The organism is Ruegeria sp. G12, from assembly GCF_056533565.1.
In genome coordinates, this window is sequence record NZ_JBQFOO010000001.1 from 200,097 (window position 1) to 225,577 (window position 25,481).

A 25,481-nucleotide genomic window follows, 5' to 3' on the forward strand; every position below is an offset into this window, starting at 1 on the left:
CCCGCGTTCAGCCTTGTAAATGGCGACGGACACACAATCTTTTGTGAATATGATGCTTTAAACAGGAGTTGATCATGCTCGGAACCGGACGTGCCGTTGTGGCCAGTATCGCGATGTGGACGACCCTGGGCGGTGCAGGTGTCGCAGGAACGGTTGCGGGGTCGGCGACCTTTCTTGAACGCATCGCTGTGCCGCAGGATGCCACGCTTTATGTGCAACTTCAGGATGTCTCGCTGGCCGACGCCCCGGCCGTGACGCTTGCCGCACAGCGCTATGCGTTGGACGCAGTGCCCGCGCAGTTTGAACTGACTTACGATGACGCGCTGATCAGTCACAGCCAACGGTATGTCCTGCGCGCCTCAATCTCGCAGGGGCAGACCCTTCTGTTTACGACTGATACGGCCTATCCGGTTCTGACGGACGGGGCCGGGAACTCGGCCGATATGACGCTGGTGCAGGTTCAGGCGCAGGGGGCTGCGATGCTGGAAAACACGGAATGGGTTACCGCCGGATTGAACGGCACCCCGATTGAAACCGAGAAACGGCCCGAACTGTCCTTTGCACAAGGCGGGGCGTTTTCGGGCAGCGGAGGCTGCAACCGGTTTCGCGGCCAGGCCGAGATTTCGGGCAGCCGGATCGAATTCCCCGACAACATGGCCGCCACGCTGATGGCCTGCCCGCCACCGCTGGACGAGGTCGAGCGTCAGTTTATGCAGGCCCTGCAAAGCGTGACCACCTATGCGGTGCAGGGCGACGCTTTGGCGTTGCTGGATGCGCAGGGCGAGCCGGTTATCAAGATGGTGCGCAAGCCGTAAGCGTATCAGGCGACGGCGCGGGACCGTCCCGCGTTGCGGCCCGAGAAGATGCAGCCGCCCAGAAACGTGCCCTCCAGCGCGTTGTATCCGTGATAGCCGCCTCCGCCGAAGCCCGCGACCTCACCAGCGGCGAACAGGCCGGGGACGACCTTGCCGTCTTCGCCGATCATCTGGCTGTCGAGGTTGGTCTGCAACCCGCCCAGCGTTTTGCGGGTCAGCACGTGCAGCTTGACCGCGATCAGGGGGCCGTTGGACGGATCGAGGAACCGGTGCGGCTTGGCCGTCCGGATCAGCTTGTCGCCCCGGTAATTGCGCGCGGCCAAAATCGCCATCATCTGCGCGTCTTTCGAGAACGGGTTGTCGACCTGCGAATCCCGCGCCTCGATCTGGGCACGCAGATGCGCCTCGTCAATCAGGCCGCCGCCCAGATGGTTCATGCCGTTCACCAACTCGGTCAAGGTGTTGGCGACAACAAAATCCTCGCCCTTTTCCTTGAACGCCTCGACCGGCCCCGTCGATTTGGACCCTGACAGGACGCGTTGGCGGATCACCTCTTTCCAGCTTCCGGATGTGAGATCTGGGTTCTGTTCGGACCCCGACAGGGCGAATTCCTTTTTGATCACCTTCTGGGTCAAGACGAACCAACTGTATTCATAGCCGGTTTTCAGAATCTCGCGCAGCGTGGCCAGTGTGTCGAACCCCGGTAGGCAGGGAGGTTGCAGCCGGTTGCCACGCGCATCGAACCACATCGAACTTGGGCCGGGTATAATGCGGATGCCATGGGCGGGCCAGATCGGGTCCCAGTTCCGCACGCCTTCGGTATAATGCCACATGCGGTCGCCGTTGATCACATGCCCGCCGGCCTTTTCGCTGATGCCGATCATCCGGCCATCCACGTGAAACGGAACGCCGGCCACCATGTCTTTTGGCGGCTCACCCAATCGCTCTCGAGGCCAGTTCTTCCGCACCATCTCGAAGTTGCCGCCAATTCCGCCCGAGGTGACGATGACCGAGGGCGCGTAGACTTCGAACTCGCCGACCTCATCCCGGTTGGTCTTGCCGCCGCGTTGGGCGGTGTCATCGGCCAGAACCTCGCCCGAAACGCCTTTGGCTGCACCGTTTTGCATGATGATATGGCTGACCTGATGACGGAATTTCAGCTGGATCAGCCCGGCGCTGACATGTTCCTGCACCCGGCGGATGAAATGTTCCAGCACACCCGGGCCAGTGCCCCACGTGATGTGAAACCGAGGGACCGAGTTGCCATGACCATCCGCATAAGATCCGCCGCGTTCGGCCCAGCCCACCACGGGGAACCAGCGCAGACCCATCTGGTGCAGCCACGGACGCATCTCGCCAGCGGCGAATTCAACATAGGCCTGCGCCCATTTGCGGGGCCATGCGTCGTCGTCCCGGTCGAACTGTGCGCTGCCCAACCAGTCGCGCAGGGCCAGATCGTGGCTGTCGCGGATGCCCATGCGGCGCTGTTCGGGGGTGTCGACCATGAACAACCCGCCGAGGCTCCAGAACGCCTGCCCGCCAAGGAAATGTTCGGGCTCCTGATCCACGATGATCACGCGTTTGCCGCGATCACCCAGTTCTGCCGCCGCCGCCAGACCGGCAAGCCCGCCGCCGACCACAATCGCGTCTGCTGTGTTGTTGGTCATGGGCTGTCCTTTCAGCGGCTGCGGAACCAGAGGATGAAGGGGGTTACGACCACATACATTGTGATCCCATAGACGGCTGCAGGCACAGCCAGAGGGCTGAATCCGGTGGTGGTGCCAGTGATCAATGCCGCCAGTGTAATGCCGAGGGCCGAGTTCTGGATGCCGGTTTCAATCGACACTGTCTTGGCCTCATCCCATGACAGGTTGGCGGCGCGCGACAGCCCAAGGCCGATCAACAGCAGGGCGATGTTCAGGGTGATCAGAGCCGCGCCGATTGAGCTGAGGTTCTCGATAAAGAACTGCCAGTTTCCGGCCAAGGCGACGGCAACGATCAACACGAACAAGATCGCTGCAAGTTTAGACAGCGGCGCGTCGATCCGCAGTGCGAAATTGCGCGCAAAGTGGCGCAAGCTGACGCCAATCGCGACGGGCAGGGTGGTGATCAGGAACAGCGCGGTGGCCAGCGACCCGATCGAAACCTCGGGCGCGGCTTCGCCCATGAAATGCCCGATGGACCACGCCGCCAGCACCGGGACCGTCACCATCGACAGCAGGCTGATCACCGCGGTCAGGCTGACGGACAGGGCCACGTCGCCCCTGGCGAATTTCGACAGGATGTTGCTGGTCACGCCGCCGGGGCAAAAGCTTAGCAGCATGACGCCGACCGCGATCTCGGGCGACAGGCCAAACAGCTTGGCGGTGGCAAAGGCGGCCAGCGGCAGCAGCAGAACCTGACTGATCGCGCCGATGGCAAAGGGATAGCCGCGTGTCAGCACGCGGCGGAAATCAGCGGCCTCAAGCCCGAGGCCTAAGGACAGCATGATAATCGCCAACGACAGGGGCAGGCCGACATTGATAAGCAGGTCCAAGAACAACCCCTCCCAAAGCTGTTTGGATCAACCTATGCGAGGGGCCAAGCGACAGGCAACCGCTCCGTTAGGTCACCCGTACCGTTCGGCAAACCGCCGCAAGATCTCACCGGGTTGGGTGACGTCCGCCGCGTGGCACATATCTATCAAACCCTGCGCGTCTTCGGGCCGGAAATAGCCGTGATCCTTGTAGATATGGATGCGTTCTTCGAAATCATGCGCATCGGCCTCGGGGTGGAATTGCGTGGCATAGACGTTCTGCCCCCAGCGGATCATCTGAAACGGGCAGGGGTCCGAGGCGATCAGGTGCACGCAGCCGTCGGGTAGGGACTGCACGGCCTCTTTATGACCGACAAAGGCCTCGAATTCAGGCTTTAGGCCAGTGGTCAGAGGGTCCTGCGCGCCATCTTCAGTCAGGCGGCAATCGGAGGGGCCGACCGGCTCGCCATATTGCCGTTTGCTGACATCCCCGCCCAGATGCGCTGTGAGGATACCCAAGCCGTAGCAGCAGCCCATGAACGGGTGATCGCGCGCAGTGATCTGCGGCATCAGCCCCATGATCGCACCTTCGATCTTGGCATCCAGGCTGGATTTCGTCGCCGGATCGTCACTGACGCAACCGGGCCCGCCGCCGACGATGACGCCTGCATAGTCGGTCACGTCCAGACCGTCGGGCAGATCCTCGCAATCCAGACGGATACGATGGGTCTGTGCAGGGATAAGCCCGGTCTTGTCGAGAATCGAGGCATATTCGGCGTCCGAGGCATCCGTCTCGGGGCGCAGTTGCAGGATCAGAAAGCGTTTCATGTGCTGCCTTTACCCGTCAAAGCGGCCAGAACACAAGGATGGCCGGAACCGATACCGCGACTATCAAGATTTCAAGCGGCAGGCCCATGCGCCAGTAATCGCCGAACCGATAGCCTCCGGGACCCAGAACCAGCGTGTTGTTCTTGTGCCCGATGGGCGTAAGGAAGGCAGCCGAGGCCGCCACGGCGACGGTCATCAGGAACGGGTCGGGCGACACGCCCAGTGTCTGCGCCATCTGTATCCCCACCGGGGCTGCGACTATGGCCGTCGCGGTGTTGTTCAGAACATCCGACAGCGTCATGGTGACGACCATCAGGACGGTCAGAATGGCCCAGGCGGGCAGGCCGTCCGTCAGTTGCACCAGCGCATTGGCGATCAACTCGGTCCCGCCCGAGGTCTCGAGCGCGCTGCCCAAAGGGATCATCGAGCCCAGCAACACCACCACCGGCCATTCGATGTGGTTGTAGATGTCGGCGATGGGCATGATCTTGGTCAGCACATAGGCAATCACCACCAAACCAAGCGCAACGGGCAGATAGATCAACCCGACACTGGCCGCCAGAACAGCTGCCGCGAAAAGCCCGATGGCCAGCCACGCCTTGTCATTTGCGGTGACATTCAACCCGCGCTGCGCCAGCGGCAGGCAGCCCAGCCACTCGGTCACATCCGCGCCCCGGTCGCGGGGGCAGAGCAGCAGCAGGATGTCGCCCGGTTCGACCTCGGTCTTGCGCACCTGCTCGGTGATCCGGCGGCCTTGGCGGGAAATCCCCATCAGAACGGTGCTCTGCCGCCACGCAAGCCCCAATCCTTGCGCGGTGCGGCCTGTGATGCGGGCGCTTTCGGGGGCCACAACCTCGATCACTTCAAGGCCCTCACCCTCGGCGGTCAGCAACTCCTGACGGCGTGTGTCCGAGAAATCAAGGTTCAGCGCGGCGCGAAACTCGTCCAGCGCCTCGGGCCGGGCTTCCAGAACCAGCGCGTCGCCCTCTTTCAGCGTGGCATGGGCAGAGCGCCCATAGCGCCGCTTGCCGTCGCGGATCAGGCCGATGATGGCCACGTCAGACTTTTCGGCAGCCTCGTAAAGCTCACTGACGCGCTTGCCGATATGGGGCGACTCGGGCGGTAGGGTCAGCTCGGCGATATATTCGGCCAGCGCCTCGGACGTTTCATCCTGCGGCCCCCGGTTGGGGATCAGACGCCAGCCGATCAGCGAGACAAAGGCCAGCCCTGCGATGGCGGCCAGACCTCCGACCGGGGCGAAGTCAAACATGCGGAACGGCTCGCCCAGAGTTTCGGCCCGGATCGAGGCGATGACGATGTTGGGCGGGGTACCGATCAGCGTCGCCATGCCGCCCAGAATGGTGGCAAAGCTCAGCGGCATCAGCGTCAACCCCACCGACCGGCCCGCCTTGCGCGCGGTCTGAATGTCTACGGGCATGAGCAGCGCCAGCGCCGCGACGTTGTTCATGAAGGCCGAAAGCACTGCCCCGATCCCACCCATCAGCGCGATATGCGCGCCCAGGCCGCGCGAGGCATCGACCAGCGTTCGTGTGATCAGAAACACAGCCCCCGACCGGACCAGCCCGGCAGACACCACAAGCACCAGCGCAACAATGATCGTCGCGGGGTGGCCGAACCCGGCAAATGCGTTGTCGACGTGCACGACGCCCGTCACCACGCCCACCATCAGCGCCGCGAATGCCACAAGGTCATAACGAAACCGGCCCCACAGAAGCAGTCCAAACACGGCGATGAAAAGGGCAAAAAGAATGATCTGATCGGTCGTCATGCGGTCACCATACCGCGCGCCGAGGTCTGAGCAAGCCGCTCTCTTGATCCCGCCCCCCGCAAACGTCTATATGAGCGCCGAATACGCAATCACTATCACGAGGACGCAACATGGCAGGCCATTCCAAATGGGCCAACATCCAGCACCGCAAGGGGCGTCAGGACGCCGCGCGGTCCAAGCTGTTTTCCAAACTGTCGAAAGAAATCACCGTCGCCGCCAAGATGGGCGACCCCGATCCCGACAAGAACCCGCGCCTGCGTCTGGCCGTCAAGGAAGCCAAGTCGAACTCGGTCCCCAAGGACGTAATCGACCGGGCGATCAAGAAATCGGTTGCGGGCGAAGGCGACGATTACGAAGAAATCCGGTACGAGGGCTACGGCCCCAACGGCGTGGCGGTGATCGTCGAGACGATGACCGACAATCGCAACCGCACCGCATCTACCGTGCGCTCGACCTTTTCCAAGAACGGCGGCAATCTGGGCGAGACCGGCTCGGTCGGCTTCATGTTCGAGCGCAAGGGCGAGGTGGTGTACCCGGCGGAGGCAGGCGATGCGGACACGATCTTTGAAGCCGCTATCGAAGCCGGTGCCGAGGATGTCGAAAGCTCGGAAGACGGTCACATCATCTGGTGCGCCGATACCGATCTGAACGATGTGTCGAACGCGCTGGAAGGCGCGCTAGGCGAATCCGAATCCACCAAGCTGGTCTGGAGGCCCACCACCACGACCGAACTGGGGCTGGACGATATGCAAAAGCTGATGAAGCTGGTCGATGCGCTGGAAGATGACGACGACGTGCAGCGCGTCACAACCAATTTCGAAGCCACGGATGAGGTCATGGCGCAGCTTTAAGCCGTGTTCTACGCTTTTCGAAAGCCCGGCCCGTGCGGTCGGGCTTTTGCATTTGGCCGTCTGCGCCGAACTCGTTAAGTTTGAAACCGAAGACGCAGCGACATAAAAACACCGGAAATTGCGCGCAGATTGCAGGCTGATGGCGACGAGTACACCTGATACGGCAAAACGGAACGTCCCGGTTCTGACCGGGCAGAGCATCCTGTCCCAGGTCGCCTGGACGCTGGGCAGCCCCTCGGTCGTGTTGCCGTTTCTGGCTGTGTCTTTCGAATTGCCAATCTTCATCGCCGGGGCGCTGGTCTCGGTTCGGATGGTGGGCAGCATGATCGCGGATGTGTTTCTGGCCCAGACCATCGCGGCCCAGCCCCGGAAAAAGCGTGGCGTTGCCCTGACCGAGGTTGCAATCGGGGCCTGTCTGGTTCTGGCCATCCTGATCGCGGCAACGGGCGTGGTGCCGCTGATCGCCGTGGCGTTCATCGCCGTGTTCTTTCTGATCGGCCTGATTGACGAGACTCAGAACCTGATGCTCATGGATCTGCTGGGCGATCATGTCCAGTCGAAATCAAGAATGGTGATGCACTATATGCAGCTAGGGGCCGGAGGGCTGGGGGCCATTGGCCTTGCGCTGTTGCTCCATAAACTGACGGCAGAACACCCGCCCTTTGCGCGTCATTCCACCGTGATCGCCGTATCCGTTGCGTTCTTTATCCTGTCCGGCCTGACAATCATGGCCATGTCCGAGACCTCGGGACGGGCAGACAATACCGATGGTGACAAGACGCAAAAGCTCTCCCTTTCCGCCAGCTTCCGCGCAATCCGCAGCATGTTCGAGCACGCCTGGTTCCGGCGCTATTTGATTATGCGAATGCCGCTGGTCGTCGTGGCTTTGTCCGTGCCTTTCTTCGCCCTAATCGCAGCCGAGTCTCATCACAGTTCAGCCAAGGGCCTGACGGCTGTGATCGTGTCTTCGGCGTCGGGCTATCTGGTTTCAGCGCCCCTGTGGCATCTGGTCAACATGAAATCCCATCGCGCGGTCATGGTTACCGGGACGCTGATGGTGGCGGTGACGGGGATCGTGCTGCTGGTTTTCCACTATCTGCACCTGGATCACGACGTCCACCTGCATGCCATCGCCCTGTTCGTTGTCACGGTTGCGGTAACGGGGATCAGCAGCGCGCGCAAACTGTATTTCCTGGACGTAGCCCCCAAGGATCAGCGGGTGCAGGCCTCGGCGGCGATCAAGAGCCTGGCCCGGATCAGCGCGGTTGTCCTGTCGGCGGCGCTGGCGGGTATCGCTCATTTGAACGAGGTCGCACTGGCCGTCGCATTTATTGTTCTGGCCAGTGTTGTCGCCAGTTTCGCCTGCTATCGTGTCGTCGTACCGCAGGCCGGAAAAGCGGCGCAGGCGTAAGGGTATTACAGGGTTGGCGGAATCAGCGCACGTGCGGCCGCGTCCCGGACCGCCAGCGTCAGCGGGGCCAGTGCCGGGGCCAGAATGCGCCCCACCTGCCAAGTCAGGTCAACATCCAGCTCAGCATCGGGCACGATAGGGCGCAGTTGTCCGGCCTCTATCGCATCGCGGGCCAACTCTTCGGGGTTCATCCCCCATCCCATCCCGGCAATCGCCGCCTCGACGAAGCCCCGTGAGGAGGGCAGATAGTGCGAGGGTGGCGAGATGCGGCTGCCCGTCCATGCCTCCATCCACGCTTTCTGCAAGCTGTCTTTGCGGCTGAAGACAAGACAGGGCGCGCGGGCAAGGGTTTTGGCGGTCACGCCTTCGTTGAACCAGCGGTCGATGAAATCGGGGCTGGCGGTCGGCAGGTAGCGCAAAGCGCCCAGCGGGATGGCGTCGCATCCGGTGACCGACTGGCCACCGACAGTGACGGCGGCGCTCACCTCGCCGCGCCGCAACCATTCCGCCGAATGATCCTGATCATCGATCACCAGATCGAACAGCATGTCCGACACCTGCGCCATGGCTTTGATGAACCATGTGGCCAGACCGTCGGCAGGCACCGCGATCCGCACCCGCGTGGGTCCCGGCCCTCGCTGCAGCGTCAGCTCGCGGGCCAATTGCGCCTCGAGCAGGCCGATATCTTCGGCGTGCTGCGCGATGCGCAGACCTGCGTTGGTGCCGGTGCAGGGTGGGCCGCGGTGGATCAGGGACGTGCCGACACGGTCCTCCAGCGCTTTGATCCGTTGGGAAATAGCCGAAGGTGTGACGGATAGCTCAGCGGCGGCCGCATCGAAGCTGCCATGCCTCAGTATTGCAGAAAGCGCTCCGATATGGTGCGGGTCCAATAGCATTAGAACAACTTAATTCAGGTTAACATCTTTAATTTGATAGAACGCCTGCCGCGCTTTAGTCAATCGTTCTAAACGCAGGAGGTTGCATGTCCACATCCCTAATTGCCGGTTTTGCGCTTGGGTTTAGCCTGATCCTCGCCATTGGCGCGCAGAATGCTTTTGTATTGCGGCAAGGTCTGCGGCGCGAGCATGTCTTTGTCCTGTGTCTGACCTGCGCCGTCTCCGACGCCATACTGATCGCGGCCGGAGTGGCCGGGTTCGGAACGCTGGCGCAGGCCGCGCCCTGGTTTGAGCTGGTGATGCGCTATGGCGGGGCACTGTTTCTGACGTGGTATGGTCTGCGCAGCCTGTGGTCGGCGTGGCGCGGTGGCGCAGCGATGGATATTGGCGAAGGCCCCCGGACCAGCCTGCGCGCAGCCTTGTTGACGGTGCTGGCCTTCACCTGGCTGAACCCGCATGTCTATCTGGATACGGTTGTTCTGATCGGCTCGATCTCAGCGCAATATGACGACCGGCTCAGTTTTGCGATTGGCGCAATGCTGTCCAGCTTCGTCTTCTTCTTCTCGCTCGGATACGGGGCCCGAATATTGTCCCCGGTCTTCACGCGACCGCGCGCGTGGCAGGGTCTGGATGTCGGGATCGGCGTTGTGATGCTGAGCATTGCCGTCAAACTTGTTATCATGTGAAGGGTTGTCCCCGCCGGGGTTTCGGTGTTGAACCGATGGCATGACGACTGTCGCCGCCTCTCGACCGCTTGCGGGCATGTTCTGGATGTTCACCGCCGGGCTGTCCTTTGTCGGGATGACGGCGCTGGTCAAGTCACTGGGCACGTCGATGGACCCGATTCAGGCCGGGTTCCTGCGATATGTTTTGGGGCTGGTCTTTCTGCTTCCGGTTCTTCGGCTGATCGTGACCACACACCTGACGCGCCGACAACTTACCCAGTTCGGAGTGCGCGGGGCGGTTCACGCGGTGGGGGTCATGCTGTGGTTCTTCGCCATGACACGGATTCCCTTGGCCGAGGTCACGGCAATGAACTACATGACCCCGGTTTACGTCACCCTGGGGGCGGCGCTGTTTCTGGGCGAAAAGCTGGCCTTTCGCCGGATGGCCGCGATTATGGTGGCGCTGATTGGCGTTGTGATCATCCTCAGACCCGGTTTCCGAGAGGTCTCGGCCGGGCATCTGGCGATGCTGGGCACGGCTTTAATGTTTGGCGCGTCCTACCTGTTGGCCAAACGGTTGGTGCGGGATGTGCCGCCGTCGGTCGTGGTGGCGCATCTGTCGATCTGGGTGACGCTGGCGCTGACGCCTTTTGCGATTGCCGTGTGGACGCCGCCCAGCCTGCACGATCTGGGGGTGCTGTTTCTGGTCGCGTGCTTTGCTACCGCAGGCCACTATTTCATGACACTGGCCCTGCAGGCGGCCCCGGTTGCCGTGACGCAGCCGGTGACATTCCTGCAACTGATCTGGGCCACCGTGATGGGTGCGGTGGTGTTCCACGAAGGGGTCGACATTTGGGTCGTGGCAGGCGGGACACTGATTCTGGCCGCCGTCAGCTTTATCTCCTGGCGCGAGGCGGTGCTGAAACGCCGTGAGGTGACGCCTCCGAGCGTCGCCCCGAACTGCAGGCCCGGGCCTGAGATACGTTATTGATTGACGAGTCAATAAAGATTCCCTAGCCTGCCTTTCCGTAAAGTCTGGTCAGGGGAACGCGATGCCTAAAGTCGGAATGGAGCCGATCCGCCGCGAAGCGATCGTTCGCGCAACGATTGCCGAACTGGGCGTGCAGAAATCGCTGGATGTCACTGTCAGCCAGATCGCCAAACGCGCGGGCATGTCCAGCGCGTTGGCGCATCATTATTTCGGCGGCAAGGACAAGATATTTCTGGCCGCGATGCGCCAGATCCTGTCCGATTTCGGCGACGTAGCCCGGGCCGAGGTTAAATCTGCCCCACCCAATGAACGAGCGCAGGCGATCATCCGCGCTTGCTTTGCGCCCTCATGCTTTACGCCTGACGTGATCGCCGCGTGGATGACTTTCTATGTGCTGGCTCAGACCAATGATGACGCGTTGCGCCTGTGGCAGGTTTATCAGTCCCGCATCCGCTCGAACCTGATTTGCGCTTTGCGCCCCATCATCGACGATCCGGTCGAGGCGGCGGAAAACATGATCGCCATGATCGACGGGCTGTATATCCGCGCCGCCCTCAGCGCCCCGGAAGAGCCGCAACTGGCCGTGAACCACGCGATGCGTGTCCTCAACACTCTGCTCGAGGCTGGAAAATGACAAAACCGAACATTCTGATCCTGATGGTGGATCAGCTCAACGGCACCCTCTTTCCCGACGGTCCCGCCGACTGGCTGCATGCGCCGAACCTGAAGAAACTGGCCGAACGGTCAACGCGGTTTGCCAACGCTTACACCGCCTCGCCTTTGTGCGCTCCGGGTCGGGCCAGCTTCATGTCGGGCCAGTTGCCCTCGCGCACCGGAGTCTATGACAACGCCGCCGAGTTCCGCAGCGATATCCCCACCTACGCGCACCATCTGCGCCGCGCGGGTTACTACACCTGCCTCAGCGGCAAGATGCATTTCGTCGGCCCCGACCAGATGCACGGGTTCGAGGATCGCCTGACCACCGACATCTACCCCGCCGATTTCGGTTGGACGCCCGACTATCGCAAACCGGGTGAGCGGATCGACTGGTGGTATCACAACATGGGCTCGGTGACGGGCGCGGGCGTCGCCGAAATCTCGAACCAGATGGAATATGATGACGAGGTCGCCTATCACGCCAAAGCCAAGCTCTATGATCTGGCGCGTGGCAAGGACGGTCGCCCGTGGAGCATGACCGTCAGCTTCACCCACCCGCATGACCCTTACGTGGCACGGCGCAAATACTGGGATCTCTACGAGGATTGCGCGCATCTGGAGCCTGAGGTCGCGGACCTCGGCTATGACAACCAAGACCCGCATTCCAAGCGGATTTTCGATGCCAATGACTGGCGCAGCTTTGACATCACACGGGAAGACATCCGCAAATCCCGCCGCGCCTATTTCGCCAATATCTCTTATCTGGACGACAAGATCGGCGAAATCCTTGAGGTGCTTGAGACCACGCGGCAAGAGGCGATCATCCTCTTCGTCTCGGATCACGGCGATATGCTGGGCGAGCGGGGGCTGTGGTTCAAGATGACCTTCTTCGAAGGCTCCTCACGCGTGCCGCTGATGATTTCGGCCCCGGACATGCCCGCAGGACGTATCGAAACGCCGGTTTCGACAATCGACGTGACCCCGACGCTGGGCGCGCTGTCGGGCGTTGACATGGCCGAGATCGCGCCGTGGACGGACGGAGAAGATCTTGTGCCGCTGGCGCAGGGTGTTGAACGCACCGCGCCGGTCAAAATGGAATACGCCGCCGAGGCATCCTACGCGCCGCTGGTCTCGCTGCGCTATGGCAAATGGAAATACAACCGTTGCGCGCTGGACCCTGATCAGCTTTTCGACCTTGAAACTGACCCGCATGAACTGACCAACCTTGCGGACAAGACCGAACACGCTGGGACCCTGCAAACGCTGCGCGCCAAGTCCGAGGCTCGATGGGACCTTGACCGCTTTGATGCCGACGTGCGCGCCAGCCAGGCCCGCCGCTGGGTGGTGTACGAGGCGCTGCGGCAAGGCGGATATTACCCGTGGGATTACCAGCCGCTGCAAAAAGCGTCGGAACGGTACATGCGCAACCACATGGACCTGAACATCGTCGAGGAAAGCCAGCGCTTCCCGCGCGGCGAATAACCCCTTCATCTTTTCAAAAATACTCGCGCCCCGCGCGGGACCGGAGACACGATAATGGAAGCAGACTTTGTCATCGTCGGCGCGGGGTCCGCCGGTTGCGCGATGGCCTATCGCCTCAGCGAGGCCGGGGCGTCGGTGTTGGTGATCGAACATGGCGGTTCGGATGCCGGGCCGTTCATCCAGATGCCCGCCGCGCTGAGCTATCCGATGAACATGTCGATGTACGATTGGGGCTACAAGTCCGAGCCTGAGCCGCATCTGAATAACCGCGAATTGGCCTGCCCGCGCGGCAAGGTGATCGGCGGGTCGTCCTCGATCAACGGGATGGTCTACGTGCGCGGCCACGCCCGCGATTTCGACACCTGGGCCGAGATGGGGGCCGATGGCTGGTCCTATGCGGATGTGCTGCCCTATTACAAGCGGATGGAAACCTGGCACCATGGCGGTCACGGGGGCGACCCGACATGGCGCGGCACCGATGGTCCCTTGCATGTGTCGCGCGGCCCGCGCGAAAACCCGCTATTTCAGGCCTTTGTCGATGCGGGCCAGCAGGCAGGCTATGAGATCACCGGCGACTATAACGGCGAAAAGCAGGAAGGCTTCGGCCCGATGGAGCAGACCGTCTGGAAAGGGCGGCGCTGGTCGGCGGCAAACGCGTATCTGAAGCCCGCATTGAAGCGGAACAACTGCGATATTGTCCGCGGCCTGGCCGCGCGCGTCGTGATGGAAGACGGGCGTGCGACCGGAGTGGAACTGGTGCGCGGCGGTAAAACCGAAATCATCCGCGCCCGGCGCGAGGTGGTTCTGGCCGCCTCGTCGATCAACTCGCCCAAGTTGTTGATGCTATCGGGCATCGGCCCGGCTGCGCATCTGGCCGAGCACGGTATCGACGTGGTTACCGACCGACCCGGCGTTGGCGCCAACCTTCAGGACCATTTGGAGCTTTACATCCAGCAGGCCTCGCTGCAGCCGATCACGCTCTATAAGCACTGGAACCTGTTCAGCAAGGGTTTGATCGGGGCGCAGTGGCTGTTCACCAAAACCGGGCTTGGAGCCTCGAACCAGTTCGAAAGCGCGGCGTTTGTGCGATCGAAACCGGGGGTTGAATACCCGGATGTTCAGTATCACTTCCTGCCCATGGCCGTGCGATACGACGGTCAGGCGGCGGCAGAGGGGCACGGGTTTCAGGCCCATGTCGGCCCGATGCGCTCGCCTTCGCGCGGGGCGGTAACGTTGCGCTCGGCCCAGGCCGAGGACGCGCCGGTTATTCGTTTCAACTACATGAGCCATGAACAGGATTGGGAGGACTTCCGAACTTGCATCCGCCTGACGCGCGAAATCTTCGGCCAGGACGCGTTCAAGCCTTTTGCGGGCAAAGAGATCCAGCCGGGGGCCGAGGTTCAGACCGACGAGGATCTGAACAGCTTTATCGCCGAACATGCCGAAAGCGCCTATCACCCCTGCGGAACCTGCCGGATGGGTCGGGCCGACGACCGGTATGCGGTGGTTGATCCCAAAGGGCGGGTGATCGGAGTGGAAGGGCTGCGCGTCGCTGACAGCTCGGTCTTTCCGCAGATCACCAATGGCAATCTGAATGCGCCGTCGATCATGGTGGGCGAGAAAATCTCGGACCATTTGCTGGGTCGGGATGCCTTGCCGAAAGCCAATGACCGCCCGTGGATTCACCCGGCCTGGGCGACAGCCCAGCGTTAACCTTTCTTAACAGACCCAGTTGAATGCGCCCGCTTCCGGGCGCATATCAGGGATATGTTAAGACTTTGTTTGGTTTTTGTTCTGGCTTTTCCAACCTTTGCGGCTGCCGCTGATCTGCTCAAAGGGCAGGTGGATGTCATCGATGCGGATACGTGGGACGTTGGTGGCGTCCGGGTGCGCCTGCACGGCATAGATGCTCCGGAACTGGATCAGACCTGCCGTGATGAAAATGGCTCTGACTGGCCCTGCGGGGCGTGGGCGACCTCTGTCGTTCGTAAGCAGTTTCAGGGCAGCATGGCGCGGTGTGAACCGCTGGATCGGGATCGCTATGGCCGTGTCGTTGCGCGGTGTTACGTCGATGGCGCGGATGCAGGCCGGCAGTTGGTTCAGGGCGGTCTGGCCTTTGCGTATCGTAAATACTCGGATGCGTACGTGGCCGCCGAAAACGCCGCAAGGTCCCGCTCAGCTGGGCTGCATGCCTCGCAGGTTCTGTTGCCGTGGGTGCATCGGGCGGCGGGGCAGACGGTGACCCAGCCTTGCAAGATCAAAGGCAATATTTCGTCCAGGGGCGAGAAAATCTATCACGTGCCGGGCCAGCGCTATTATTCGAAAACCAAAATCAACGCCAGCAAGGGTGAACGCTGGTTCTGTTCCCGGGCCGAGGCTCGGGCGGCCGGGTGGCGGGCGTCCAAACGCTAAATTCCTTCGATGTCAGGGGCCATTTGATCCGGGTCAAGGTGACGGCTCCGAGATGCTATTACCATTGATTTGCAACGATAAATGAAGGAGCGAACAGGAATGTCCCACACCCCGCATGAACTGGCCGAAGAATTCCCCGACAAGGTCGAACTGATGAGCCAGCTCAAGCAGTCGGACGCGCATTTTGCCCGTCTGACAGACGAATATCACGAGGTTAATCGCGTCGTGCACAAGGCCGAAACCAATATCGAGCCGATGGAGGAACTGGCAGAGGTTGAACTGCGCAAGAAGCGGGCAGGTCTCAAGGATGAGATCTGGGCGATCTTGTCCAGGGCCTGAGCAAGGGGCGGGGGCTCTGCCCCCGTCGCGGCACGCCGCGACTCCCCCGAGGTATATTTGAACAGAAGAAGATCAGGTGACTTCGTAGGGCAGCGTGCCGCGGGTATGGGTGTCGATTGTCAGGCGGCGCTCCAGCGGCGGAACCGAGCGCTGGTGGCAGGTCTGCCGTTCGCAAATGCGGCACGAGATGCCGATGGGCTCGTATGCGCTGGCGTTGTTGATGTCGAGGTTGTCCGCATAAACCAAAGCCGGAGCGTGGCGCACTTCGCATCCCAGCGCGATGGCGTAGCGCCGGACAGGTGCGCCGAACGACCCGCCTGATTTCGACACGTCCCGCGCCAGAGAGATGTAGCGTACCCCGTCTGGTGTTTCGGCAAGTTGTTGCAGGAAGTGACCGGGGGTTTCAAAGGCGCGGTGCACGTTCCACAGCGGACAGGCCCCACCGAAGCGCGCGAACTGCAGGCGTGTGGCCGAGTGGCGTTTGGTGATCGTGCCCGCCTGATCGACGCGCACGAAGAAAAACGGAATGCCCTTTGCGCCGGGTCTTTGCAGCGTGGACAGGCGGTGGGCGACCTGCTCGATCGAGGCACCGAACCGGTTGCTGAGCAATTCGAGATCATGCCGGTCTTCCTGCGCGGCGGCCAGAAAGGTCGCGTAGGGCATCAGCGAAGCCCCGGCAAAGTAATTTGCCAGGCCGATCTTGGCGATTGACCGGGCTTCGTCACTCTGGAACTTGGCGAAGTCCAACGTTGCTTCCAGCAGTTGGTCCTGATTGATCAGCGCCATCTGCAGCAGCAACTGAAACACTTGCGTCTGAGGTGCTGCGCGTGAGGACAGGCGCAGGATTTTGCTTTCGGTGTCATAGCTCCGCAGCGGGGCCATATCCGTGAACATGACCTGAATGCCGCGCTCGGACAGGCCAGTCAGCGCCGCCTGACGGACGCCGCCAGAGCCGTCAGCGCGTCGTGCGAACAGTTCCGCCGCGCGGTCCACCGCGTCGATGTAGTTGTCGCAATAGTGAAAGAAGTCGCGCACCTCTTCCCAGGGGCTGGCCTGAATGCGGGCGTCTTCGCGGCCCAAAGCCTCGTCCAGTGAAGCAAGGCGTTCATGGGTCTGGCGGTAGGTCCTGTGCAGCTCGATAAAGGCGCGGGCAAGGGCGGGGGCATTGCTGGCCGTAAGGCGCAGGTCGGCAAGCGGTGGGATGGCATCGGCAAAGACCGGGTCCGCCAAAGCCTCGCGCATGTCCGACACCAGGCGTTCGCTGTCGCCGGTGCTGAGCTCGGTGACATCCATGCCGAATTCCTGCGCCAGCGCCAGTACGACCGTGGTGGATATCGGACGGTTATTGTTCTCCATTTGGTTGGCATATGGGAGCGACACGCCCAGCTTGGCGGCGAATTCTTTTTGAGTCAGGGCCAGGCGCGTGCGCATCTCGCGCAGTTTCGCCCCTGCATAGAGTTTCTGGGTTGCCATGCGGTGCCTTTGCAACTTTTCTTTGAGCGCAAGCTAACTTTGCAAAGCCCGAAGGGCAAGCGGCGTTACAAGCCCAGTTGCCGCTCGCGCCAGACAACGGTTGCAATGGCGCAGATGGCCAAAACAGCGGTGGCAAGCATAAGCCATAGCAGCGGCATGGCACCGGTCTCTCTGGTCAGTAACGCCCCGGCCAAGGCGCTCAACCCTGCGCCGCCGCCCAGCATGATCGCCCCGCTCAGCCCTGATGCTGTTGCCGCCAAATGAGGGCGCACGGACAGCGCGCCCGAGGTGGCGTTGGGAATGGTCATGCCGTTGCCGATGCCCACAAAGGTCATGAAGCCGAAAAAGCTGAGCGCGGTACCCATCCCGGCCAGAAACAAAACGGCCGAGATTGCCACGCCTGCCGCATTCAGCCAGCACCCCCAATACACCATCCGGTTCACGCCGAAGCGCACCGAATATCGTCCGCTGATGAAGTTGCCCAGAAAGTATCCCACCGCCGGTGCACCGAAATAGACGCCGACCTCAACGGCTCTGAGGCCGAACAACTCGGTGCCGATAAACGGCGCGCCGCCGAGATAGGCGAAGAACGCGCCCGAGGAAAACGCCGAGGACAGCGAATAGCCCCAGAACCTGGGGGAGGTCAGCAATTCGGGGTATTCCCGGAATTGCTGCAGAAGGGTCTTCCCGCTTTTGGCCGAGGTTTCTCCAAAATCGGTGAAGGTCAGGAATAAGGCCAGCGCGCCCACTGCGAAGGGCAGCCAGAAATTGGCTTTCCAGCCGAAGGATTCTTCCAATACGCCGCCGATAGCTGGACCGATCATGGGAACAACTGCCATTCCCATCGTGACATAGCCGATCATCGAAGCAGCCTGATCCTGATCATACAGGTCGCGCACAGCCGCCCGGCTAAGAACAATGCCGACCACGACAACGGCCTGGCACATTCGGAAGGCCAGAAAAACCTCGGCATTTGGGGCGTAGATGCAACCAAGGGTCGCCAGCAGAAACAGCGCCAGCCCCCACAGCAAAACCGGTCTGCGCCCGGCCTTGTCCGCAATCGGGCCGATCAGGATTTGCAGGGCTGCGTTCACCAGAAGATAGAGGGCGATCGACAGCTGCATGACCTTGTAATCGGTGTTGAAATACAGGGCCATGTTGGGCAGGCTTGGCAGGAACAGGTTCATGCTCAGGGCGGACAGCCCGGAAAGCAATACAAGTGTGGTTATTGTGGGTGGGGTACGGTGAACCGAGGACAAGCTGAACTGCATGGTTCACATGTATAGTCAGCGTGCTGACGAAAGCCAGACACCTAAGTTGTATCATGCTGAAACTTAGCAATTTTACACTTTTCACAAGTTGAATTGCTAAAATTATGCAAATTTGCCGAAAACTTCTTTGGGGTCCGGGGCGGAACAGGTAGGGTCCGTCCAAATTTCAAAGGGGACTATCGCCATGAAAGACATCCTTTCCGAGCTTGAAGACCGCCGCAATGACGCCCGGCTGGGTGGCGGGCAAAGGCGGATCGACGCGCAGCATTCGCGTGGAAAGCTGACTGCGCGCGAGCGGGTCGAGCTGTTGCTGGATGAAGGCAGCTTTGAAGAGTTCGACATGTTCGTCAGCCATCGCTGCACCGAGTTCGGAATGGAAAAACAACAGCATGCCGGGGATGGGGTCGTCACCGGCTGGGGCACGATCAACGGGCGCATGGTCTATGTGTTCAGTCAGGACTTCACGGTTTTTGGCGGCTCGCTGTCTGAAACTCACGCCCAGAAGATCTGCAAGATCATGGATATGGCGATGCAGAACGGCGCGCCGATCATTGGGATCAACGACTCGGGCGGGGCGCGAATCCAGGAAGGCGTGGCCTCGTTGGCCGGATATGCCGAAGTGTTCCAGCGCAATATCACCGCCTCGGGCGTGGTGCCGCAGATCAGCATGATCATGGGGCCATGCGCGGGTGGTGCGGTTTATAGCCCGGCGATGACCGATTTCATCTTCATGGTCAAAGACTCGTCTTACATGTTCGTGACCGGACCCGATGTGGTGAAAACCGTCACCAACGAGGTCGTGACGGCCGAAGAACTGGGCGGGGCTTCGACCCACACCAAGAAATCCTCGGTCGCCGATGGCGCATTCGAAAACGATGTCGAGGCACTGGCCGAGGTACGGCGTCTGGTCGATTTTCTGCCGCTCAACAACCGCGAGAAACCCCCGGTGCGTCCGTTCTTTGACCAGCCAGACCGGGTGGAAACGTCGCTGGACACGCTGGTGCCGGACAACCCGAATACGCCCTATGACATGAAGGAACTGATCACCAAAATTGCGGATGAGGGTGATTTCTACGAAATTCAGGAAGATTTCGCCAAGAACATCATCACCGGCTTCATCCGGCTGGAAGGTCAGACTGTCGGTGTTGTCGCCAACCAGCCGATGGTTCTGGCCGGGTGTTTGGATATCGACAGTTCGCGCAAGGCGGCGCGGTTTGTGCGCTTCTGTGACTGTTTCGAGATTCCGATCCTGACGCTTGTGGATGTTCCGGGCTTCCTGCCGGGAACGCAGCAGGAATATAGCGGCGTGATCAAGCACGGTGCCAAGCTGCTCTATGCCTATGGCGAGGCGACGGTGCCAAAGGTCACCGTGATCACCCGCAAGGCCTATGGCGGCGCATATGTGGTTATGGCGTCCAAGCATCTGCGCGGCGATTTCAACTATGCCTGGCCGACTGCTGAGATCGCGGTAATGGGTGCCAAGGGCGCGACCGAGATCATCCACCGCGCGGATCTGGCAGATGCGGAAAAGACGGCTCAGCACGTTGCGGACTACGAAGATCGTTTCGCGAATCCCTTCGTCGCCGCCGAGCGCGGTTTTGTGGATGAGGTGATCATGCCGCAGTCGACCCGCCGCCGTGTGTCCCGCGCGTTCGCAAGCTTGCGAGGCAAGCAGTTGAAGAACCCGTGGAAAAAGCACGACAATATTCCGCTGTAATCCTGTTTGGGGTGGCGGATGCCGCCCCAGACCAATCCCGGAAAGGTCAAGTGGGTTGTTAAACAAAAACCTCAGACTGAGGCATGTTTGACAACAGCCGCCAAATAGACGAATGATCCGTCTCGTCAGACATAGAACTGCGCAGGCCAACAGCACTGCGCGCGCGACCCCGGAAGGAGGAGCCTGCCAGTGGCGGGTCCGGGGTCGCGCCATATGTTTGATGATCTCGATTCTCGGCTCATCTGCGTCGGCCCAAGCCTTGCTGCCTGTCCCATCGGGGCAGCCTGTGGAGCTGAGCGACGTTCTGTTGGACAACAATCCCGGCGAGCTATGGCTGCGGTTCCGCTTTATCGCGCCTAAGATAGGTGCGCAGGTTGGTCGGATCGGTCATGACGTGGCCTCGAACGATATGGAGCATTTGTGCCAGACACTGGCCGTGGCCTATGTCGCAAAGCATCAACTGGAACCGGCGCGCGTGGTCATCTCTTTGTCTGATCGTCCGGTGGAATTTGGCGATGCCGCTCCGGATGCAACCCAGTTTTTCGAAACCTATCGGCTGGATCAGTCCGGATGCATCTGGGAGGGGCTTTGGTGACATACGTTCATGAGGCCATGACATTTCGGACAAGCGATGCAGCTTCGGAGGTGCGCGTTATGAATTCATCCCTGTGCGGCTGCCGTTTCTCTTTCAAGCTGAACCTATCGGGAATTGGGAAGCTGACATGCTGAAACATCGCGGATTTCCCGGACGTCTGCCCGGCACCGACTATCAGTTCACCATTCGTCGGGCTAATCCCAAAGGCGTCACGCCGCTAACCCGTCGCGAGCGGTTTCGCGACCGCAAACCGGCAGATCGACGCGCCGACGCGGCGTTCTTTGAGGCATTGTGGGAACATTTCGGCGATCAGCCATTCGAGCGGGGCAATCTGGATGCGGGCCGGCTGAGCTGGCTGTTCGAGCGCGAGGTTGTACCGGCCGAAGACCCCTTTGATGCCGCCAGCTACGACGCGCTGTTAGTGATTGATCTGGACGCGGCGCGGCAATCCTTCCCCGATATTTTCGACAGAATGGGCTGAGCGTGAACGCGGCTGTCGCATATCATCGCGCGGGCATCGCCCCGTCGAAGACCCCGCCCCAAAGGGGGCAGGGCCGTGTTATGCGTTCAGAAGTTCAACTGCGCCGCAACCTGAACCCGGCTGGCGTCAAAATCCTGACCCGAGATCGTGTCATTGCGTTCGCCATAGATGTACTCGGCGCTCAGTGTCAGCGACTCGGTGGCCTGGTAGAAGGCGTTGACGTGGATCGTCTCAAGCTCGGTAAAGGACAGGGTGCCGGTCGAGGTCGGCAGGTCGTAGTCCTCGTAGCCGTAGGCGATACCGACGTTCCATTTCTCACCCAGTTGTTGCCGCAGTTCGACGGTGAAACCGTCGACGTCGTTGGCCTCGCCACCGACAACCGCATCACCCAGACCGATCAGCCAGGGGCCAAGTGCCTCACCCGTAACGTAGTTGACCTGGAACAGGCCGCCTTCCCAAAGACGGGCCGAACCCGACAATGTCAGACCGGTTTGGTCAACCTCGACACCGCCACCTTCGGCTTTACCGTACAGCACGGCGCCACGGGCAATGTAGGTACCATCGTTGTATTCCGCAGAGGCGGTGAAAACGGGGTCATCCGAGTTCGAGCCGCCGACATTTTCTTCGATCGAGATTGCAAACTCGGCGTTGCTGCCGATTGTGTTGGTATAGCGAACCTGCGGGACACGGGCAAAAGCGATACCCACTGGACCGTTGAATTCAACCGAGGTCGGATAGGTGTCCAACGGTTGGAAGTTGGTCCAGAACTGACCGATCAGCCATTCGTCGCCAATGCGGATATTGGCATGGCGCAGACGCAGTTCGGCGGCACCACCGCCTGCGAACAGGTCAAGTTCCAACTGGCCGCCGATATCACCGATGGCACTGGGCGTTGTGGTCAGCAAACCGATCCGCGACTGACGGACGGTAGCACCAAACGTGCCGCTTGTGGCAGCCGAGGGCTCGCCCACAACGTTCACGAACGCAGTGTCGCCCTGGTCGAAGTCAAAGTCGTAGAAGAAGTCGGCTTTGACATAGCCGTACACGTCAAGCGTGGTGTTTCCGATCCTGAATTCGCCGGGGGTCGAACCGGGCCCTTGGGATTCGAGGGCTTCGATGCGCAGGCGCAACTCATCCAATTCGGCCTGAGTCCCTGCATCCTGGGCAAAAGCGAGCGTGCTGGTCACACTAAACGCAGAGGCAGCAAGCAGAATTGCCTTTTTTCTCTTTATAATCATATGGGTGTTTCCTTGTGTGCGAGTGTGCACACGCAAAATTTCACGCAAATGTCAGCGAGGGAAATCACGAGAACGGGACGAAAGTCACGCGACTTCTCAAGGAAAAGTGCATTGGAATCGCTTAGAAATCACGGCTGGGTGAACAGGTCGGTTAACCGTCTGCATGGTAATGAGATTTTTGTCGGAAGTCACAGCAAGCGCCGTGATGCTGCATGTGCAAAAGAGCGCTGTCACAGCTCTGCGTGTAACAGAAACGTGACAGATCAGGGCGGTTGCACCCGGTTCGGTTCACAAATCAGTGTCGGCACGAAGTTGCGCGGATTTCAGCCCAATGGGCGGTTTCCAGCCGGAAAATCTCTTGGAAACAATACTGTGTTTGCGGCTTCGATTGTGCTGTGCATTCTGATCGGGCCGTGCGGCTCTACTTTGCCTGCGTCGCACATGCACCTACTATTCCGTACCCCTTCCTTCCGCGGGCAGGCTTGTGTTCCCCACAATGTCCTGTCCGCGTTTTTCTTTGGGTGCGCCCCACGCCCGGACTGGCGTAATCCTGCGCAAAACCTGCGAATTCGGCCTCTGATATTGAATAACAAGGGCTTGTTCCGGCAAGTGCACGTCAGTGAATCAAGAAACCTGAAGGGGCAGATAACATGCAATTCTCACGACTCATTCTTGCCGTGGCGACCTGTGCGGGCCTTGCCGCCTGCGGCGACACCACGGGTGAGCAGGCAATTCTGGGCGGCGGCGCAGGCGCGGTTGGGGCGGCAGTCCTCAACGCCGATCCGCTGCTGGGCGCAGCCGTCGGTGCTGCGGGCAACGTGCTCTACTGCAAGACGCAGAACACCTGTAACTAAACCAAGTTTTTCCGGGGCGCGCGCCGTCCCGTCCGCCATCGCGCATCACGCCGTCGTGGGGTCACCGCCCCGTGGCGGCGTTTTGCGTTTCCAGAACACCAAGACAAAGGACGTTCCATGTTCAACAAGATCCTGATCGCCAACCGGGGCGAGATCGCCTGCCGGGTCATCAAGACCGCCCGCAAGATGGGTATCGGCACCGTCGCAATCTATTCGGATGCGGACAAGAACGCGCTGCATGTCTCGATGGCGGACGAAGCGGTGCATATCGGCCCGCCGCCGGCCAACCAGTCGTATATCGTGATCGACAAGGTCATGGATGCCATCCGTCAAAGCGGCGCGCAGGCGGTACATCCGGGTTATGGCTTTTTGTCCGAGAACTCGAAATTCGCCGAGGCGTTGGATGCTGAAGGTGTTGCGTTCGTCGGGCCTCCGGTCGGTGCGATCGAAAGTATGGGCGACAAGATCACCTCGAAGAAGATCGCGCAGGATGCGGGGGTTTCGACCGTGCCCGGTTATATGGGTCTGATCGAAGATGCCGATGAGGCCGTGAAAATCTCGAACGACATCGGTTATCCCGTGATGATCAAGGCCAGCGCTGGGGGCGGCGGCAAGGGGATGCGGATTGCGTGGAACGATGACGAAGCGCGCGAGGGCTTCCAGTCCTCCAAGAACGAGGCCGCGAATTCCTTTGGCGACGATCGGATCTTCATCGAGAAATTCGTAACCCAGCCGCGCCATATCGAAATTCAGGTTCTGTGCGACAGCCACGGCAACGGCATCTATCTGGGCGAGCGTGAATGTTCGATCCAGCGCCGGAACCAGAAGGTGGTGGAAGAGGCCCCGTCGCCCTTCCTTGACCCCGAGACCCGCAAGGCGATGGGCGAACAGGCGGTCGCCTTGGCCAAGGCCGTGAACTATGCCAGCGCCGGGACGGTGGAATTCATCGTCGATGGTGAGAAGAACTTCTACTTCCTTGAAATGAACACCCGCCTGCAAGTGGAGCACCCGGTGACTGAACTGATCACCGGCGTTGATCTGGTCGAACAGATGATCCGCGTGGCGGCTGGAGAAAAACTGACCATCACGCAGGACGACGTGACCCTGACCGGCTGGGCCATCGAAAACCGCCTCTATGCCGAGGACCCGTATCGCGGCTTCCTGCCCTCGATCGGTCGTCTGACCCGCTATCGCCCGCCGCAGGAAACGGCTGCTGGCCCGATGCTGGTCAATGGCAAATGGCAGGGCGATGCGCCCGAAGGGCCTGCGGCGGTGCGCAACGATACCGGTGTCTATGAAGGCGGCGAGATCAGCATGTATTACGACCCGATGATCGCCAAACTCTGCACATGGGCCCCGAGCCGTGATCAGGCGATCGAGGCGATGCGCGTGGCGCTGGACAGTTTTGAGGTTGAGGGCATTGGCCACAATCTGCCCTTCCTGTCGGCGGTGATGGATCATCCGATTTTCATCAAGGGTGACATGACCACCGCCTTCATCGCCGAGGAATACCCGGACGGCTTCGAAGGCGTCGAACTGCCCGAGGCTGACCTGCGCCGCATCGCCGCCTCCTGCGCGGCCATGCACCGGGTGGCCGAGATTCGCCGCACCCGCGTGTCGGGTCGGATGGACAATCACGAACGCAAAGTCGGCTCGGATTGGGTTGTGACCCTGCAGGGGCATGAGTTTGCGGTTGGTATAGATGCGGACAAGGACGGCTCGACCGTGACCTTTGCGGATGGCACCGCGATGCGCGTCGCATCGGATTGGACGCCGGGTGATCAACTTGCGGTGCTGGATGTGGACGGCAGCCCGCTGGTTTTGAAGGTGGGCAAGATCTCGGGCGGGTTCCGCATCCGCAACCGGGGCGCGGACGTGAAAGTGCATTTGCGCACCCCGCGTCAGGCCGAACTGGCCCGGCTGATGCCCGAGAAACTACCGCCGGATACCTCGAAAATGCTGCTCTGCCCGATGCCCGGCCTTGTTGTGACGGTCGATGTGGAAGTCGGTCAGGACGTGCAGGAGGGGCAGGCGCTTTGCACCATCGAGGCGATGAAGATGGAAAACATCCTGCGTGCCGAGAAGAAGGGCAAGGTCGCCAAGATCAACGCCGGTGCGGGCGACAGCCTTGCCGTGGACGACGTGATCATCGAGTTCGAGTGATCATGACCGCGCTTTTGTCATATCCCAGTTGCTTCCCG

At 60.9% G+C, this 25,481-nt stretch carries 23 protein-coding genes; 15 read left to right on the forward strand and 8 right to left on the reverse strand.

Annotated elements, in window-relative coordinates; translation table 11 throughout:
- The first annotated feature begins 74 nt into the window (after nt 1-74).
- Nucleotides 75-815, forward strand: coding sequence for an META domain-containing protein (locus ACR0JN_RS01005; protein WP_480883548.1), 741 nt, complete (start codon nt 75-77; stop codon nt 813-815).
- A gap of 5 nt (nt 816-820) precedes the next feature.
- Here the strand turns inward: ACR0JN_RS01005 and ACR0JN_RS01010 are convergent, their stop codons facing one another.
- From ACR0JN_RS01010 to ACR0JN_RS01025, 4 genes are all read right to left on the reverse strand, one after another.
- Entirely contained in the window at nt 821-2,482 is a 1,662-nt protein-coding gene (locus tag ACR0JN_RS01010) for an FAD-binding dehydrogenase (RefSeq protein WP_480883550.1), read from the reverse strand.
- Nucleotides 2,483-2,493: 11 nt separating this feature from the next.
- A complete protein-coding gene (locus ACR0JN_RS01015) occupies nt 2,494-3,351 on the reverse strand; it encodes a bile acid:sodium symporter family protein (protein ID WP_480883552.1) in 858 nt (285 codons plus the stop codon).
- A gap of 72 nt (nt 3,352-3,423) precedes the next feature.
- Nucleotides 3,424-4,158, reverse strand: coding sequence for a glutamine amidotransferase (locus ACR0JN_RS01020; RefSeq protein ID WP_480883554.1), 735 nt, complete (start codon nt 4,156-4,158; stop codon nt 3,424-3,426).
- 16 nt (nt 4,159-4,174) lie between these two features.
- Nucleotides 4,175-5,947, reverse strand: a complete 1,773-nt coding sequence (locus tag ACR0JN_RS01025; RefSeq protein ID WP_480883556.1) for an SLC13 family permease — start codon at nt 5,945-5,947, stop codon at nt 4,175-4,177.
- Between the two features lie 110 nt (nt 5,948-6,057).
- Here ACR0JN_RS01025 and ACR0JN_RS01030 point away from each other — a divergent pair, with 110 nt between their 5' ends.
- Both ACR0JN_RS01030 and ACR0JN_RS01035 read left to right on the forward strand, forming a co-directional pair.
- Entirely contained in the window at nt 6,058-6,798 is a 741-nt protein-coding gene (locus tag ACR0JN_RS01030; protein WP_480883558.1) for a YebC/PmpR family DNA-binding transcriptional regulator, read from the forward strand.
- A gap of 139 nt (nt 6,799-6,937) precedes the next feature.
- Nucleotides 6,938-8,209: an MFS transporter gene (locus ACR0JN_RS01035; protein WP_480883560.1), complete on the forward strand. Its 1,272-nt coding sequence runs from the start codon at nt 6,938-6,940 to the stop codon at nt 8,207-8,209.
- A 5-nt stretch (nt 8,210-8,214) separates the two neighbouring features.
- On the opposite strand, the gene ACR0JN_RS01040 is transcribed toward ACR0JN_RS01035, so the two are convergent.
- Complete coding sequence (locus tag ACR0JN_RS01040; RefSeq protein ID WP_480816638.1) at nt 8,215-9,105, reverse strand: LysR family transcriptional regulator ArgP; 891 nt, start codon at nt 9,103-9,105, stop codon at nt 8,215-8,217.
- Between the two features lie 86 nt (nt 9,106-9,191).
- Between ACR0JN_RS01040 and ACR0JN_RS01045 the strand changes: the two genes are divergently transcribed.
- The 7 genes from ACR0JN_RS01045 (at nt 9,192) to ACR0JN_RS01075 (ending at nt 15,651) form a co-directional block, all read left to right on the forward strand.
- On the forward strand, nt 9,192-9,791 hold the full coding sequence (locus tag ACR0JN_RS01045) for a LysE/ArgO family amino acid transporter (RefSeq protein ID WP_480883563.1): 600 nt from the start codon (nt 9,192-9,194) through the stop codon (nt 9,789-9,791).
- A 40-nt stretch (nt 9,792-9,831) separates the two neighbouring features.
- Nucleotides 9,832-10,761 (forward strand): DMT family transporter, encoded by a 930-nt coding sequence (locus tag ACR0JN_RS01050; RefSeq protein WP_480816636.1) that lies wholly within the window; start codon nt 9,832-9,834, stop codon nt 10,759-10,761.
- 61 nt (nt 10,762-10,822) lie between these two features.
- Nucleotides 10,823-11,395, forward strand: a complete 573-nt coding sequence (gene betI / locus ACR0JN_RS01055; RefSeq protein WP_480816635.1) for a choline-binding transcriptional repressor BetI — start codon at nt 10,823-10,825, stop codon at nt 11,393-11,395.
- Nucleotides 11,392-12,900, forward strand: coding sequence for a choline-sulfatase (gene betC / locus ACR0JN_RS01060; protein WP_480816634.1), 1,509 nt, complete (start codon nt 11,392-11,394; stop codon nt 12,898-12,900). The genes betI and betC overlap by 4 nt, the downstream gene beginning before the upstream one ends.
- A 54-nt stretch (nt 12,901-12,954) precedes the next feature.
- The gene (gene betA / locus ACR0JN_RS01065) at nt 12,955-14,613 is read left to right on the forward strand and encodes a choline dehydrogenase (protein WP_480883565.1); all 1,659 of its coding nucleotides are present in this window, start codon (nt 12,955-12,957) and stop codon (nt 14,611-14,613) included.
- Nucleotides 14,614-14,682: 69 nt separating this feature from the next.
- Nucleotides 14,683-15,312 (forward strand): thermonuclease family protein, encoded by a 630-nt coding sequence (locus ACR0JN_RS01070; RefSeq protein WP_480883567.1) that lies wholly within the window; start codon nt 14,683-14,685, stop codon nt 15,310-15,312.
- Between the two features lie 99 nt (nt 15,313-15,411).
- Nucleotides 15,412-15,651, forward strand: coding sequence for an HP1242/YdcH family protein (locus ACR0JN_RS01075; RefSeq protein WP_480816631.1), 240 nt, complete (start codon nt 15,412-15,414; stop codon nt 15,649-15,651).
- A 72-nt stretch (nt 15,652-15,723) separates the two neighbouring features.
- Here the strand turns inward: ACR0JN_RS01075 and ACR0JN_RS01080 are convergent, their stop codons facing one another.
- Together ACR0JN_RS01080 and ACR0JN_RS01085 are read right to left on the reverse strand one after the other, a co-directional pair.
- Complete coding sequence (locus tag ACR0JN_RS01080; protein WP_480883569.1) at nt 15,724-17,124, reverse strand: helix-turn-helix domain-containing protein; 1,401 nt, start codon at nt 17,122-17,124, stop codon at nt 15,724-15,726.
- A gap of 65 nt (nt 17,125-17,189) precedes the next feature.
- Entirely contained in the window at nt 17,190-18,395 is a 1,206-nt protein-coding gene (locus tag ACR0JN_RS01085) for a multidrug effflux MFS transporter (protein WP_480883571.1), read from the reverse strand.
- A 184-nt stretch (nt 18,396-18,579) separates the two neighbouring features.
- Between ACR0JN_RS01085 and ACR0JN_RS01090 the strand changes: the two genes are divergently transcribed.
- The 3 genes from ACR0JN_RS01090 to ACR0JN_RS01100 all read left to right on the forward strand — a co-directional run bounded on the left by ACR0JN_RS01090 (nt 18,580) and on the right by ACR0JN_RS01100 (nt 21,188).
- Nucleotides 18,580-20,112: an acyl-CoA carboxylase subunit beta gene (locus ACR0JN_RS01090; RefSeq protein ID WP_480883573.1), complete on the forward strand. Its 1,533-nt coding sequence runs from the start codon at nt 18,580-18,582 to the stop codon at nt 20,110-20,112.
- A gap of 220 nt (nt 20,113-20,332) precedes the next feature.
- Nucleotides 20,333-20,707 (forward strand): DUF6497 family protein, encoded by a 375-nt coding sequence (locus ACR0JN_RS01095; RefSeq protein WP_480883575.1) that lies wholly within the window; start codon nt 20,333-20,335, stop codon nt 20,705-20,707.
- 127 nt (nt 20,708-20,834) lie between these two features.
- On the forward strand, nt 20,835-21,188 hold the full coding sequence (locus tag ACR0JN_RS01100; RefSeq protein WP_480883577.1) for a hypothetical protein: 354 nt from the start codon (nt 20,835-20,837) through the stop codon (nt 21,186-21,188).
- Nucleotides 21,189-21,274: 86 nt separating this feature from the next.
- Here ACR0JN_RS01100 and ACR0JN_RS01105 read toward each other — a convergent pair whose 3' ends face one another.
- Nucleotides 21,275-22,375, reverse strand: a complete 1,101-nt coding sequence (locus tag ACR0JN_RS01105) for a DcaP family trimeric outer membrane transporter (RefSeq protein WP_480816625.1) — start codon at nt 22,373-22,375, stop codon at nt 21,275-21,277.
- Nucleotides 22,376-23,076: 701 nt separating this feature from the next.
- Here ACR0JN_RS01105 and ACR0JN_RS01110 point away from each other — a divergent pair.
- Both ACR0JN_RS01110 and ACR0JN_RS01115 read left to right on the forward strand, forming a co-directional pair.
- Complete coding sequence (locus ACR0JN_RS01110) at nt 23,077-23,280, forward strand: hypothetical protein (protein ID WP_480816624.1); 204 nt, start codon at nt 23,077-23,079, stop codon at nt 23,278-23,280.
- 117 nt (nt 23,281-23,397) lie between these two features.
- Nucleotides 23,398-25,443, forward strand: coding sequence for an acetyl-CoA carboxylase biotin carboxylase subunit (locus ACR0JN_RS01115; RefSeq protein WP_480883579.1), 2,046 nt, complete (start codon nt 23,398-23,400; stop codon nt 25,441-25,443).
- Nucleotides 25,444-25,481: the final 38 nt, after the last annotated feature.

What these genes read in the sequence shown, in the direction of transcription:
- ACR0JN_RS01005 (WP_480883548.1), top strand. Translation starts at nt 75, where the DNA reads ATGCTCGGAACCGGACGTGCCGTTGTGGCCAGTATCGCGATGTGGACG.
- ACR0JN_RS01010 (WP_480883550.1), bottom strand. Translation starts at nt 2,482, where the DNA reads ATGACCAACAACACAGCAGACGCGATTGTGGTCGGCGGCGGGCTTGCC.
- ACR0JN_RS01020 (WP_480883554.1), bottom strand. Translation starts at nt 4,158, where the DNA reads ATGAAACGCTTTCTGATCCTGCAACTGCGCCCCGAGACGGATGCCTCG.
- ACR0JN_RS01025 (WP_480883556.1), bottom strand. Translation starts at nt 5,947, where the DNA reads ATGACGACCGATCAGATCATTCTTTTTGCCCTTTTCATCGCCGTGTTT.
- ACR0JN_RS01030 (WP_480883558.1), top strand. Translation starts at nt 6,058, where the DNA reads ATGGCAGGCCATTCCAAATGGGCCAACATCCAGCACCGCAAGGGGCGT.
- ACR0JN_RS01035 (WP_480883560.1), top strand. Translation starts at nt 6,938, where the DNA reads ATGGCGACGAGTACACCTGATACGGCAAAACGGAACGTCCCGGTTCTG.
- ACR0JN_RS01040 (WP_480816638.1), bottom strand. Translation starts at nt 9,105, where the DNA reads ATGCTATTGGACCCGCACCATATCGGAGCGCTTTCTGCAATACTGAGG.
- ACR0JN_RS01045 (WP_480883563.1), top strand. Translation starts at nt 9,192, where the DNA reads ATGTCCACATCCCTAATTGCCGGTTTTGCGCTTGGGTTTAGCCTGATC.
- ACR0JN_RS01050 (WP_480816636.1), top strand. Translation starts at nt 9,832, where the DNA reads ATGACGACTGTCGCCGCCTCTCGACCGCTTGCGGGCATGTTCTGGATG.
- betI (WP_480816635.1), top strand. Translation starts at nt 10,823, where the DNA reads ATGCCTAAAGTCGGAATGGAGCCGATCCGCCGCGAAGCGATCGTTCGC.
- betC (WP_480816634.1), top strand. Translation starts at nt 11,392, where the DNA reads ATGACAAAACCGAACATTCTGATCCTGATGGTGGATCAGCTCAACGGC.
- betA (WP_480883565.1), top strand. Translation starts at nt 12,955, where the DNA reads ATGGAAGCAGACTTTGTCATCGTCGGCGCGGGGTCCGCCGGTTGCGCG.
- ACR0JN_RS01075 (WP_480816631.1), top strand. Translation starts at nt 15,412, where the DNA reads ATGTCCCACACCCCGCATGAACTGGCCGAAGAATTCCCCGACAAGGTC.
- ACR0JN_RS01080 (WP_480883569.1), bottom strand. Translation starts at nt 17,124, where the DNA reads ATGGCAACCCAGAAACTCTATGCAGGGGCGAAACTGCGCGAGATGCGC.
- ACR0JN_RS01085 (WP_480883571.1), bottom strand. Translation starts at nt 18,395, where the DNA reads ATGCAGTTCAGCTTGTCCTCGGTTCACCGTACCCCACCCACAATAACC.
- ACR0JN_RS01090 (WP_480883573.1), top strand. Translation starts at nt 18,580, where the DNA reads ATGAAAGACATCCTTTCCGAGCTTGAAGACCGCCGCAATGACGCCCGG.
- ACR0JN_RS01095 (WP_480883575.1), top strand. Translation starts at nt 20,333, where the DNA reads ATGATCTCGATTCTCGGCTCATCTGCGTCGGCCCAAGCCTTGCTGCCT.
- ACR0JN_RS01100 (WP_480883577.1), top strand. Translation starts at nt 20,835, where the DNA reads ATGCTGAAACATCGCGGATTTCCCGGACGTCTGCCCGGCACCGACTAT.
- ACR0JN_RS01110 (WP_480816624.1), top strand. Translation starts at nt 23,077, where the DNA reads ATGCAATTCTCACGACTCATTCTTGCCGTGGCGACCTGTGCGGGCCTT.
- ACR0JN_RS01115 (WP_480883579.1), top strand. Translation starts at nt 23,398, where the DNA reads ATGTTCAACAAGATCCTGATCGCCAACCGGGGCGAGATCGCCTGCCGG.